At 72.3% G+C, this 10,896-nt stretch carries 12 protein-coding genes and 1 pseudogene; 7 read left to right on the top strand and 6 right to left on the bottom strand.

Translation table 11 applies throughout. From position 1 onward, the window contains the following. On the bottom strand, window positions 1-1,422 hold a 1,422-nt coding region (locus tag ACTZWW_RS21855; protein WP_444783080.1), incomplete at its 3' end, for a protein adenylyltransferase SelO family protein. A 61-nt stretch (window positions 1,423-1,483) separates the two neighbouring features. Further along, entirely contained in the window at window positions 1,484-1,753 is a 270-nt protein-coding gene (locus ACTZWW_RS21860; RefSeq protein WP_444783081.1) for a hypothetical protein, read from the bottom strand. A 250-nt stretch (window positions 1,754-2,003) separates the two neighbouring features. Between ACTZWW_RS21860 and ACTZWW_RS21865 the strand changes: the two genes are divergently transcribed. Together ACTZWW_RS21865 and ACTZWW_RS21870 are read left to right on the top strand one after the other, a co-directional pair. Continuing rightward, window positions 2,004-2,210, top strand: coding sequence for a hypothetical protein (locus ACTZWW_RS21865; protein ID WP_444783082.1), 207 nt, complete (start codon window positions 2,004-2,006; stop codon window positions 2,208-2,210). 76 nt (window positions 2,211-2,286) lie between these two features. Beyond that, complete coding sequence (locus tag ACTZWW_RS21870) at window positions 2,287-2,883, top strand: SCO family protein (RefSeq protein WP_444783083.1); 597 nt, start codon at window positions 2,287-2,289, stop codon at window positions 2,881-2,883. Window positions 2,884-2,920: 37 nt separating this feature from the next. Here the strand turns inward: ACTZWW_RS21870 and ACTZWW_RS21875 are convergent, their stop codons facing one another. Beyond that, window positions 2,921-4,876 carry a glycosyltransferase family 2 protein gene (locus ACTZWW_RS21875; protein ID WP_444783084.1) on the bottom strand — a complete coding sequence of 652 codons (1,956 nt, stop codon included), beginning with the start codon at window positions 4,874-4,876 and terminating at the stop codon, window positions 2,921-2,923. Window positions 4,877-5,090: 214 nt separating this feature from the next. Here ACTZWW_RS21875 and ACTZWW_RS21880 point away from each other — a divergent pair, with 214 nt between their 5' ends. The 3 genes from ACTZWW_RS21880 (at window position 5,091) to ACTZWW_RS21890 (ending at window position 7,346) form a co-directional block, all read left to right on the top strand. Continuing rightward, the gene (locus ACTZWW_RS21880; RefSeq protein ID WP_444783085.1) at window positions 5,091-5,399 is read left to right on the top strand and encodes a helix-turn-helix domain-containing protein; all 309 of its coding nucleotides are present in this window, start codon (window positions 5,091-5,093) and stop codon (window positions 5,397-5,399) included. 55 nt (window positions 5,400-5,454) lie between these two features. Beyond that, a complete protein-coding gene (locus ACTZWW_RS21885; protein ID WP_444783086.1) occupies window positions 5,455-6,339 on the top strand; it encodes a transporter substrate-binding domain-containing protein in 885 nt (294 codons plus the stop codon). 137 nt (window positions 6,340-6,476) lie between these two features. Further along, window positions 6,477-7,346, top strand: coding sequence for a PRC-barrel domain-containing protein (locus ACTZWW_RS21890; protein WP_444783087.1), 870 nt, complete (start codon window positions 6,477-6,479; stop codon window positions 7,344-7,346). 184 nt (window positions 7,347-7,530) lie between these two features. Here ACTZWW_RS21890 and ACTZWW_RS21895 read toward each other — a convergent pair whose 3' ends face one another. From ACTZWW_RS21895 to ACTZWW_RS21905, 3 genes are all read right to left on the bottom strand, one after another. Next, a complete protein-coding gene (locus ACTZWW_RS21895) occupies window positions 7,531-8,130 on the bottom strand; it encodes a glutathione S-transferase family protein (RefSeq protein WP_444783088.1) in 600 nt (199 codons plus the stop codon). A gap of 79 nt (window positions 8,131-8,209) precedes the next feature. After that, on the bottom strand, window positions 8,210-9,055 hold the full coding sequence (locus ACTZWW_RS21900) for a 23S rRNA (adenine(2030)-N(6))-methyltransferase RlmJ (protein ID WP_444783089.1): 846 nt from the start codon (window positions 9,053-9,055) through the stop codon (window positions 8,210-8,212). Between the two features lie 70 nt (window positions 9,056-9,125). Further along, window positions 9,126-9,650, bottom strand: a complete 525-nt coding sequence (locus ACTZWW_RS21905; protein WP_444783090.1) for a hypothetical protein — start codon at window positions 9,648-9,650, stop codon at window positions 9,126-9,128. Window positions 9,651-9,845: 195 nt separating this feature from the next. Here ACTZWW_RS21905 and ACTZWW_RS21910 point away from each other — a divergent pair, with 195 nt between their 5' ends. Together ACTZWW_RS21910 and ACTZWW_RS21915 are read left to right on the top strand one after the other, a co-directional pair. After that, window positions 9,846-10,550 (top strand): protein-L-isoaspartate O-methyltransferase family protein, encoded by a 705-nt coding sequence (locus tag ACTZWW_RS21910; protein ID WP_444783091.1) that lies wholly within the window; start codon window positions 9,846-9,848, stop codon window positions 10,548-10,550. Window positions 10,551-10,678: 128 nt separating this feature from the next. Beyond that, window positions 10,679-10,896: pseudogene (locus ACTZWW_RS21915) on the top strand (hypothetical protein); the annotation flags it as partial.

Raw genomic sequence — 10,896 nt, forward strand, 5'->3', positions numbered from 1 at the left:
CCCCTCCAACAACCCCCCATAAGCCCCCCGCATCTCCCCCACCTCTCCCACCTTCCCCGCGAACACCCCCCAATCATCCCCCTCCGCGATCGCCGCCCAAACCGCCTCCACGTCCTCGATCAGCATCGTCACCGGCGCCTCCCGCGAGAAATACGGGTGCGCCAGCGCCTCGTCGCGCCGCGGATGGGGGCGCGCTGCGCGCAGCGCGGCGAGCGCCTCCTCCCATTCCGGGTCGCGATAGGCCTCGGCGTGCGGGCTCGCGGCGAGGCGGGTGGGGTCGGCGCCGCCGACGAGGTCGAACATCGCGCGCTCGAAGGGCACCTGCGTACGCGCCATGGCGCGGAAGACGAGCGCCGGCGCGTCCTCGCTCGCCTCGTCGTCGGGGGCCAGCGCGAGGCGGGCGCGGGCGAGGCGGGAGAGGTGGGCGTCGAAGATCTCGCCGAAGGGGGTGAGCGCGGAGACGAGCGCGTCGTCGGGGGCGAGGTGGCGCAGGCAATCGGCGAGCCGGCACAGGTTCCAGTGCAGCGAGGCCGGCTGGCGGCCGAAGGCGTAGAGGCCGGTCTGGTCGAAATAGGCGGCGGTGAACTCGGTATCGAGCGTCGGCAGGAAGCGCCACGGCCCGTAGTCGAAGCTCTCGCCGGTGATGGTGGTGTTGTCGGTGTTGAGCACGCCGTGCACGAACCCCGCCTGGAACCACTCCGCCGCCATGCGCGCCACCGCGTCCGTGACCAGCGCGAGGAACGCCACGGCCCGGTTCTCGGCGCTCGCGGCCTGCGGCCAGTAGGTCTCGATGCAGTAGTCGAGCAGCCGCTCGATGTGCGCGCCCTCGTTCAGGTAGAGGAAGCGCTGGAACGAGCCGATGCGCACGTGGCTGTGCGACAGCCGCACCAGCACCGAGGAGCGGGTCGGGGAGGGCTCGTCGTTGCGCGCGAGCGCCTCGCCGGTCTCCACCAGCGAGAACGACTTGGACGTGTAGACGCCGAGCGCCTCCAGCATCTCGGTCGCCAGCACCTCGCGCACGCCGCCCTTGAGCGTCAGCCGCCCGTCGCCGAAGCGCGAATACGGCGTCTGCCCGGAGCCCTTGGTGCCGAGGTCGAGGAGCCGGCCGTCCTCCGCGTCGCGCATCTGCGCGTAGAGGAAGCCGCGGCCGTCGCCGATCTCGGGGTTGTAGTTCTGGAACTGGTGGCCGTGGTAGCGCAGCGCCAGCGGCTGCGGGATGTTGCCGGGCAACGGCGAGAAGCGCGCCATCCGCGCGATCCACTCCGCCTCGTCGAGGCCGTCTAGGCCGACCCGCGAGGCCCAGCGGTCGTTGCGCCAGCGCAGGACCGTCGCCGGGAACGGCGCGGGCGAGACGGGATCGTAGAAGGCCTCGCCGAGGGCGAGATGGCGCGGGTCGGGATGGTAGCGGTCGGTGAGCGGCATCACGGCATCGTGCCCGCCCGCGGCGCCCGGCGCAATGCGCGTCTCGCCGCCCGCAGTGTCGTCACGCGATCCCGGCCTGGTTCATCCACCCCTCCAACGCGTCTGCCAGAGTGGCATCCTTGGGCGCGCGGCGCAGATGATCCAGCACGCGTTGCGCCACCGCGATGTCCTCGGCCTCCGGCGGGTCGGCGAGGACGATGTCGAGCGCCTCGTCACGCTCGGCTTCCAGCCGTTCGAAGAAGTCGCGCCGGTGGGATGCATCGATCCAGCTCAGGTCGGAGTCGAGCGTCTGCGCAATATCGCGCAGCCGCAGCAGCATCTTTTGCTTCATGGACGGGGAACGGGACACGTCGGCCTCGGCTCGATCTCGATCGCCGCAAGATGCCACGAGATGGAATAATCCGTCATCTGTCGAAAAGTCGCAATCACTCCCATGGTTACGACAAAACCGGCGCTCGGAAACATTGGGGCTGCATTCCTTAGCAGATGTAAAAATCCGGGCTCGACGAGAGTTGTACTATATTCTGCGTCCGATGCATCCTCGGTTGCTCACGCGTTCGGATGGCGGTAGGATCGCGCGCATGATCGACGACGCTATCCATCCGAGGCCCGACAGCGAATCGGGCGAGCCTGCGACGCAGGTGGCGGCGACGCCGAGCCGCGCGGCGGCGACCCTTGTCGCGCTCGGCGTGGCCGCGCTCGCGGGCGCCGGGCTCCTGATGTGGGCGGCGCAGGGGCCGGCGGTGTTCAACGAGGTCGTTCTCGCCGCATTGGCATGGTGCTTCTGAGGGATTATCTCGGGGAGCGAGCCGGGGGTGCACTCCCCGGAAGACATGCCCGAGAGCCGTGCCCGAGAGCCCCGTCATGACCGACCGCACCCGCCGCCTCGTCCTGCCGCTCGCGGCCTTCCTGTTCGGGGTCGTCGCGCTCGGCATCGCCGCGGTGCTGACGCTCACGCCGCAGGGGCGCGAGGTCGCGAGCTCCGACGTCGGCGGGCCGTTCACCCTCGTCGACCATTTCGGAACGCCGGTGACGCAGGCGGACTTCCTGGGCGAGCCGCACCTCGTCTTCTTCGGCTTCACCCATTGCCCGGACGTGTGCCCGACGAAGCTCTTCGAGATCGCCGAGACGCTCGACGCCGTGAAGGAGCGCTCGGGCCGCGACATGCGCGCGCTCTTCATCACCGTCGATCCCGAGCGCGACACGCCGGAGATCATGGAGGCCTACGTCTCGAGCTTCGACGACCGCATCCTCGGCCTCACCGGCACGCCCGAGCAGGTCGACGCGGTGGTCTCGGCCTATCGCGCCTTCGCCCGCAAGGTCCCGCTCGACGAGGGGGACTACACGATGGAGCACACGGCGATCGTCTACATCATGAACGAGGAGGGCCGCTTCGTCGCGGGGCTCAACACGGCCAAGGCGCCGGAGGAGGCGGCGGAGGAGCTGCTGGCGCGGATCTGAGCCGTGGGGCGCGCGTCGCCCCTCATGCCGTCGCTCCTCATTCCGCGGGCGCCTCCTCCCGCTCCCCCGCGCCCCCCCGACGCACCACCCGACGCCACCGCGCCGCGATCCGGTCGCCGAGCGTCGGGGGCGGAGGCAGCCCGTGGCTGGTCTTGTGCCAGTGGTAGGGGCGGCGCACGAGGTCCTGGAGGCCGCGCCACGCGGCGATGCTGACGAGGAAGAAGTAGAGCGGCATCAGCGGCACCAGCACGAGCAGGTCGCGCCGGCCGCGGCGGTACAGTGCGAGGCCGGCGACGGCGACCGTGGTGGCGAGGCCCCAGGCGCAGGTCGTCGTCGCCAGGATCGCCATCGGCAGCGGCAACGGTGCGAGCGCCGCCGCCACCCAGGCCGGGTGCGGCCCAGGCGTCAGCGCCGCGCCGATTCCGCCCGCGAGGAGCGACAGGAGGACGACGAGCGTCAGCGGGTAGAGCAGCGCGGAGAGGACCGTCCCGCCGACGACGAGCCAGACGATCGCCACCCGCCGCGCCCCGAGCACGGCGATCGACCGGCGCGGGTCGCGGGTGTGGGTGAGCAGGGTCTGGACGAAGCCTTTCATCCAGCGCGTGCGCTGGTTCATCCATTGGCGCAGGCGGGTCGGCGCCTCCTCCCACGTGGTGGAGGGCAGGTCTCCCGTGCGCAGGCCGAGCGCGGCGAGGCGCAGGCCGATGTCGGCGTCCTCGGTGACGTTCCAGGCGTCCCAGCCGCCGATGGCCCGCAAGGGCGCGGTGCGGAAATGGTTCGACGTGCCCCCCAGCGGGATCGGCAGGCCGAGCCGGATCAGACCAGGGTTGATCACGTCGAACAGCGCGGCGTACTCGATGGCGAAGAGCGCCGCGAGCCGGTTCTCCCGCGCGTTGTGGATCGAGAGCCGCGCCTGCAGGCAGGCGAGGTCCGGCCCCTCCCGGTCGAAAGCGGCGACGGCGAGGCGCAGCTGGTCGGGCTCGGGTCGGTCCTCCGCGTCGAAGACGACGGTGAAGGCGCCCCGCGCCGACGGCAGAGCGGCATTGAGCGCGCGGGGCTTGGTGCGCGGCTCGCCCGGCGGCACGACGATCGTCTCGAAGGCGCCGGGCAGGGCGAGCGCGTCGATGGCCGCAGCGGTGGCGCCGTCGTCGACCTCGACCAGGAGCTTGATGTCGAGCTTTTCCGCCGGGTAGTCGAGCGCGCCGAGCGCCTCCGTCAGCCGCCGCACGACCCGTGCCTCGTCGTAGAGCGGCACGAGGATCGTGTAGACCGGCAGGTCCGCATCCGGGATGCGCGCGCCGGATCGAAGCGGCGTCGTCGCGACGCGCTCGAGGCAGGTGGCGAAACGGATCGTGGCGAGCACGATGAAGAGCAGGCAGGCGAGGGCGCCGAGCCCGACGACGACGCCGTCGAGCAACGCGGCGCCGGTGAGGATCGCCAGCGTGGCCAGGGCGAGGGTGCGCCGCTGGCCGGGGCTCGGGCCGTCGCGATAGGAGAAGTGCGGCGTACGGTCCGCGAGGCCGTGGGCCGCACGGCGGGCGATCGCCGTGCTGTGGAGCGCGAGCATCGCCTCGCGCAGCGCCCGCGGGGGGGCGATGGCGAGGCCGTCCGGCGCGCGGCCCCGGGCGACGAGCGCGCCGACCGTCGCGCCGCGGGGCGCCGAGACGGTCGTCGGCCCGTCGGGCGGACCCGGCGCGAGGGGCGCATGTCCGGCGAGCAGGCCCTCCGGCATGCGGGCGTGCCGGCCCAGGCGCGGCCGAGCGAGGAACGGCGCCGCCACGTCCGCCGCGAGCGCGCGATAGAAGCGCTCCTCGCCGAGGAGGCCGCGGGCGAGCAGCACGTCGCAGGCGGGCACGGCGCTTTCCCGCGCCGCGGATGCCGCCGCCACCAGCGTCGCGCGCGGCACGCCGTACCGTAGGAGGAACGCGATGTCGCCGGGCAAGCCGTGCCCGTCCGCGGCGCCGCCGGGCGTCGCGCTCCCCGTCTCCTGCATGATCGCCGTCCCAAGTCCTCTTGATTGTGGGTGCAATTAAGCGAAGCAAACGACATAACGCTACGCCTTCACGCGTGCGGGGAGAGGGTGATTCGCGTCGGTGTATAGGTCGCCACCGAGCAATCCGAGGATCCGGTCGCACGACGACTCTGTATATCAATATCGTATATAACGAATTCGCTTATGCGAGAATCGCATCCAAAATGCCGTCGAAATGGTCCAGAAGAGCACCCATACGGCGGAATACGCGGCGATGCTTCGACTTCTCGTCGAGCGTCGCAAGAGCTTGCGGCTCCATCAGGCGGATGTCGCAGCAACGCTGCCGTTCAAGCAGCCGGAGATCAGCAAGATCGAGCGGGGCGAGCGGCGAATCGACGTCGTCGAGCTGCGGATGATCTGCGCGGCGCTGCACATGACCTTGCCCGAGTTCGTCGCGAAGCTGGAGGAGCGCATCGCCGCCCTGGAGGGCGCCGAGAGCGTCGCCGCTGCTAACCCCGCGAAACCGGGCCACGAGTCCCGTTGACGGCGCGGACGCCCCCGCATTAGCTCGTACGCGCTTCACCGGAGGGCCCAGAGCCTTGTCTAGTCTCGTCGGCCGCGTCTTCGCCCGTCTCGCGCCTCTCCTGGCGACTCTTCTCCTCGCATCCCCCGCGCCGGCGCAATCCCCCGCGCCGGCGCAATCCCCCGAGAGCGCGCTGCCCGAGCCGGCGATCCCCAACTTCTGGGACCCGCGCGCCCCGCGCGAGCCGGTGGAGGTGCCGGCGGGGCGCACGATCCGCTTCCTCACGAGCCCGGACTTCCCGCCGCTGCACTTCCTCGGGGCGGACGGCGTGCCGACCGGCTTCGTGGTCGAGATCGCCCGGGCGGCATGCGTCGAGGCGGGGGTGGCCTGCACCATCCAGGCGCGCCCGTTCGAGACGCTTCTGCCGACGCTCGAGGCGGGGCAGGGGGACGCGGTCGCCGCCGCGCTGCGCATCACCGCGGACCTGCGCGAGGGCTTCGCGGTGACGGCCCCCTTCTTCCGCTTTCCCGCCCGGCTCGCCGCGCCGGTCGCGGCGGCGGCGGGCTTCGACGTCGCGGCGGTCGAGGCGGCGCGGGTCGGCGTCGTCGCGGGCACCGCGCACGAGGCCTATGTCGAGACGTTCTGGCCCGGCGCGACCCGGGTGGCGGCGCAGACGCTGGCGGACGCGCAGGAGGCGCTGCGCACCGGCGAGACCGATCTCCTCTTCGCCGACGGGCTCGCGCTCGCGCTTTGGGTCGGCGGGCGGGCGTCGGAGGGGTGCTGCACGCTGGTCTCCGGGCCGTTCCTCGACAGCCGCTTCTTCGGCGAGGGGATCGGCTTCGTCTTCCGCCCGGGGGATACGCAGCTCGCCGAGGCCTTCGACGCGGCGCTGGCGCGGCTGTGGGCGCGGGGAACCTACGCGGAGCTCTACCTGCGCTTCTTCCCGGTGAGCCCGTTCTGAACGATCTCCGATGGTTCCGCTGGCCTCATGGCCGGCCGTCTGCGCCTTTGCGCACGGCCGTCGCGGAACCGCGGCGGCTCTTGGTTGTTGCTTGCGTCGAGCTTCCACATCGTGGAGCACTCGACAGGAGAGACACCATGTTCTCTAAGCATCTGGCTACCGCCTGCGCGCTCGGCGCGCTTCTCGCGGCCGGGCCGCTCGCCGCCCAGACGACGAACGGCCAGGCCACCGGCACGCCGGCGACCGGCGGGCAGGCCGCTCCCGCCACCGCGCAGACCCTCGACGGCCTGCAGCCCGCCCCCGGGGACACCGCCATGCAGACGGCCGGCGCCTCCGCGCTCGAGCTCGAGGGTGGCTTCATCGCCCGCCAGGGCGAGAACCAGCTCATGGGTTCCGAGTTGATGGCCGCCAGCGTCGTGACGATGGCCGACGAGTCCCTCGGCAGCGTCGAGGACGTCGTCGTCGACGCCGACGGCCGCATCCGCGGCATCGTCGTGGGTGTCGGCGGCTTCCTCGGCATCGGCGAGAAGCAGGTCGCGATACCGCTCGACGCGGTCGAGGTCCGCTTCGAGGCCGACATGCAGGCGGACGCCGCCGGCATGAACGCCGACACCGCCGTCGTGCCGCAGGGCGGCAATGACACCGGCATGGCCGCGACGCAGCCGGCGCCGGGCACGGCGATCGAGGCCGAGCGCACCGACATGGCCGCGGTCGAGACCGAGGGCGGTATGGACGACGACGCCCGTCGCATGACCGGCGCCAGCGGCTCGGGCCTCGCGACGAACGGCGGCGGCGAGATCGAGCACATCGTGGTGGACTTCACCCGCGAGCAGCTCGAGGCCGCCCCGGAGTTCGCCACGCTCGAGGAGTGGCGCACGCAGGCCGAGGCGACCGGCTCGATGCCCGCCACCGGCGAGCCGGCGCTCGGCACCCCGGGCGCGACGCGCGTCCCCGCGCCCGGCGCGACGGACGCCCCCGCCGACCCGGCCGCCCAGCCGCGTCAGTGAGGCTCGCGGCGCGCACCCGCAGGCCGGGTGCGCGCCCAAGTCACCGCGCGCCCGAGTCAACGCACCTCCGGAGAACCGAGCGGCCCCGCCGCTCGGTTCTCGCACGTTCGTCGAGCCGCGGGACCCCGCCCGTGATCCGCTTCCGCGGATCGACCCCGCTTCGAGGGGGCGGGAGCGTGCCCGCTCAGCCCGGGCGCGTCTTCTCGAACGCCGGGACGCGGGCGGCGAAGCCGTCCAGCCAGGCGACGAGGGCGGGGTGGCTCTGCCGCCAGCGGCCCTCGAAACGGAAGTCGAGATAGCCCAGCGCGCAGGCCAGCGCGATCGTGCCCGCGTCGAGCGTGTCGCCGATGACGCCGGCGCGGCTCTCCAGGCGGGCGAGCGCGCGGGTCACCTTCTGCGCCTGGTAGTCCACCCAGGTCGGCTCGCGTCGCTCCTCGGACCGGAAGCGCACCTCGTAGACCTGCATGATCGCCGCGTCGATCAGCCCGTCCGCCAGCGCCTGGAGCGTGAGCACGTCGAAGCGCCCCGCGCCGGCGGGGATGATCCGGCCGCCGCCGGCGATGTGGTCGAGATACTCGACGATAACGGGCGAATCGTAGAGCGCCGTCCCGTCCTCGGTCACGAGCACGGGGATCTTGCCGAGCGGATTCTGGACGCGCAGGTCGTCCGACGGGTCGGTCGTGTCGGCGGACACGATCTCGATGCGCTCGGACAGGCCGAGAACAGCGGCGGCGATCTTCACCTTGCGGCCGAACGGGGAGGCCGGCGACGTACGCAGGATCATGGGTCTCGTCCTTGGCTGTGTTGCGCGTCGTACCATCTCTCCCACGCGGCGCCATCGATGGGCAAGCAGCGGAAGCCCCCTAGGGCGCCGCGCCGATGCGCACGATCCGCGCCGACCCTTTCCCCGCCCGCCCGAGCCGCGCGGCGAGCGCGGGCAGGAGCACGCCGGCCTCGGCCTCCAGCGTGTAGGGCGGGTTGATCACGAAGAGGCCGCAGCCGTTGAGCCGATCGATCCGGGTCGCGTCGTCGACGTGGAGCTCGAGCCGCAGGGCCGGCCGTGCGAGTGCCTCGAGCCGCGCCGCCGCGCGGTCCACCTCGCGCGAATCCTTGATCGGGTACCACCCGGCATAGACCCCCGTCGGCCACTTGCGCTGCGACGCGAGGAGCGTGCGGGCGAGCCGGTCGAACTCCCCCGGCTCCTCGAACGCGGGGTCGATCAGCACCAGGCCACGCTTCTCCTTGGGCGGCATCAAGCCGCCGAGCCCCGTCCAGCCGTCGAGCGGGAGCGTCTTGAGGTTCGCCACCGCGTTGTAGCGCGCCGACAGCGTCGCGTAGTCCTCCGGATGGAGCTCCAGGAAGACGCCGCGGTCCTGCCGCCGCAGCATCTCGCGCGCGAGCGCGGGCGAGCCGGGATAGGCGCTCTCCCCGTGACGGGCGCGCACGGCGGCGAGCGCCGCGCGGTAGGGCGCGAGCACCTCTTCGACGTCGGCCGCGAAGGGCGCCTCCATCAAGCCGATCCCGGCATCCGCCTCGCCGGTGCGGCGCGCCTCGTCGGCGGTGAGGTCGTAGAGGCCGATGCCGGCATGCGTATCGATGTAGCGAAACGGCGTCTCCTTGCGTGCCAGGTAGGCGAGGAGACGGGCGAGGACGGCGTGCTTCATCACGTCGGAGAAGCCGCCCGCGTGGAATGCGTGGCGATAGTTCATGGAGCCGAGATGGCACCGGACGACCGCCCGCCGCAAGCGCCTCGATGCGCCCGCGACGGGCGACGCGCGCTCAGGGCAGCATCATCTCGCAATTGGGTGCGGCGTGCAGATGCCGCTCAACCCCGATGACGCACCACTCGACATCGTGCGAGGAGGTGGCGAGGATGCCCAGCTCCTCGCGGATTAAGTAGTTCACCCGGTGGTGCCGCACGACCGGCCCGTGCGCGACGGCGGCGGTCGCCGTGCAGAAGCGGCGCGGGAAGAAGCTCTCGGACCACGGCCTGAAGGCGACGCTGCGCACCCCCTCGATGCCGACGACCCGCAGCTCCGAGTTCCAGAAGCGCGCCTCGCGCCGGTTGAACTCGGCCGAGATCGTCGCGAGCACCGTCGGCGCATCACAGGCGGGCACAGCTCCGGTGAACGGGATCACCCGTTCCTCCGCCGGCGGCGCACCGTAGTACCAGCCGCCGAGGCGATCGTCCGGGGCGCCGCGCGCGCCGTAGTCCGCCGCGAGCGCGGCGCCGGCGACGGTCATCGCGGCGATCGTCGTGAGGGCCGTCTTGGCGACCGCCGCCGTCGTCATCGTCCTGCGCATCGCCGCGATCCTCCGCCGTCTCGTCGATCATCCGCCCGTTCGTGCGTGACGATGCGCAACGCGCGCGGCGAAATCAAGCGAGCCGGACCGCGCGGGCGGGGAGAACACGGCCGTGAGGGTGCCATCGTGTCCTGCGTGCGACAGGGTGAAGGATCGGTTAACCAGGATCTTCTATCCTCACACGACGGAGGGTACATGCGCGTCGATCGGCAGGGGCTCAGCGAGGGCGATCCGACGCTCGACGCGGAGGCGGTGGAGACGGCCGCCTTCGTGCTGGCGCTTCGGGCCAAGGGCTTCCGCGACAAGGCGGTGCTCGGTGCCATGGAGCGCGTGCCCCGCACGCTGTTCGCGCCACCCCGCTTCGCCGACCTCTCCCGCTCCGACGTCGCGCTGCCGCTCCCGTTCGGGCAGACGATGTCCTCCCCGACCACGGTCGCTGCGATGCTGGTCGCGCTCGGCCTGGAGGAGGGCCAGGCCGTCTACGAGGTCGGCACCGGGTCGGGCTACGTCGCCGCGCTGATGGCGCGGCTCGGCGGAGCGGTCGAGAGCGTCGAGCGGATCGGCGCCCTCGCCGACGCTGCAGCCCTGCGGCTCGGCCAGCTCGACGTGGCGGACCGGATCGCCCTCGGCGTCGGCGACGGTCTCACCCCGCGGCGCAACCGCGAGCGCTTTGCGCGCATGCTGGTGAACGGCGCGCTGTCCGAGTTTCCCGACACCCTGCTCGAGCGCCTCGCGCCCGGCGGGCGCCTCGTCGGGGCGCTGAGCATCGAGGGCCTCCCGCGTCTCGTCGTCGTGGAGAAGGACGCTCAGGGCGTGATGCGGCGCCGGATCGGCGCCGGCGTGCGCATCGCGCCGCTGGTGGCTGGAGGGGCGTCGGCGGTGGGCGCGACGAGAGCGTGACGCGCGCAACGCTTGCTTAACCTGAATGCCCTTTTAATCGGTCCATCAGGTCGTTTCGAGTATCAGGTGCGTCGATGCGCTACCCCCAGGCTCTCCAGGGTCACGGTCGTTCCTCCCGCGCGGCGAGGGTGGCTCTCGTCGCGCTGGCGGCGGGCGCGCTCGGCGCATGCAGCGCCGACACGATGCGCTTCGCCGATCCCTTCGGCAACCCGTTCGCCACGCAGGGCCGGGACCCGGTGATGACCGGCAGCGTCGATCCCGCCGCCGCGGCGCCGACGATGGCGGTGGCGAGCGCGCCGCTGGCCGCGCCCGGCGTGGCCGCCGGCGCCCCGCTGCCGGCGGGACC

The sequence above is a fragment of the Salinarimonas sp. NSM genome (genome assembly GCF_052380005.1).
Taxonomy (GTDB): Bacteria; Pseudomonadota; Alphaproteobacteria; order Rhizobiales; family Beijerinckiaceae; genus Salinarimonas.

Bases quoted from the DNA above. Each gene is read 5' to 3' on its own strand.
- ACTZWW_RS21870 (WP_444783083.1), top strand. From the start codon at position 2,287: ATGACCGACCGCACCCGCCGCCTCGTCCTGCCGCTCGCGGCCTTCCTG.
- ACTZWW_RS21860 (WP_444783081.1), bottom strand. From the start codon at position 1,753: ATGAAGCAAAAGATGCTGCTGCGGCTGCGCGATATTGCGCAGACGCTC.
- ACTZWW_RS21865 (WP_444783082.1), top strand. From the start codon at position 2,004: ATGATCGACGACGCTATCCATCCGAGGCCCGACAGCGAATCGGGCGAG.
- ACTZWW_RS21880 (WP_444783085.1), top strand. From the start codon at position 5,091: ATGGTCCAGAAGAGCACCCATACGGCGGAATACGCGGCGATGCTTCGA.
- ACTZWW_RS21900 (WP_444783089.1), bottom strand. From the start codon at position 9,055: ATGAACTATCGCCACGCATTCCACGCGGGCGGCTTCTCCGACGTGATG.
- ACTZWW_RS21905 (WP_444783090.1), bottom strand. From the start codon at position 9,650: ATGCGCAGGACGATGACGACGGCGGCGGTCGCCAAGACGGCCCTCACG.
- ACTZWW_RS21875 (WP_444783084.1), bottom strand. From the start codon at position 4,876: ATGCAGGAGACGGGGAGCGCGACGCCCGGCGGCGCCGCGGACGGGCAC.
- ACTZWW_RS21895 (WP_444783088.1), bottom strand. From the start codon at position 8,130: ATGATCCTGCGTACGTCGCCGGCCTCCCCGTTCGGCCGCAAGGTGAAG.
- ACTZWW_RS21890 (WP_444783087.1), top strand. From the start codon at position 6,477: ATGTTCTCTAAGCATCTGGCTACCGCCTGCGCGCTCGGCGCGCTTCTC.
- ACTZWW_RS21910 (WP_444783091.1), top strand. From the start codon at position 9,846: ATGCGCGTCGATCGGCAGGGGCTCAGCGAGGGCGATCCGACGCTCGAC.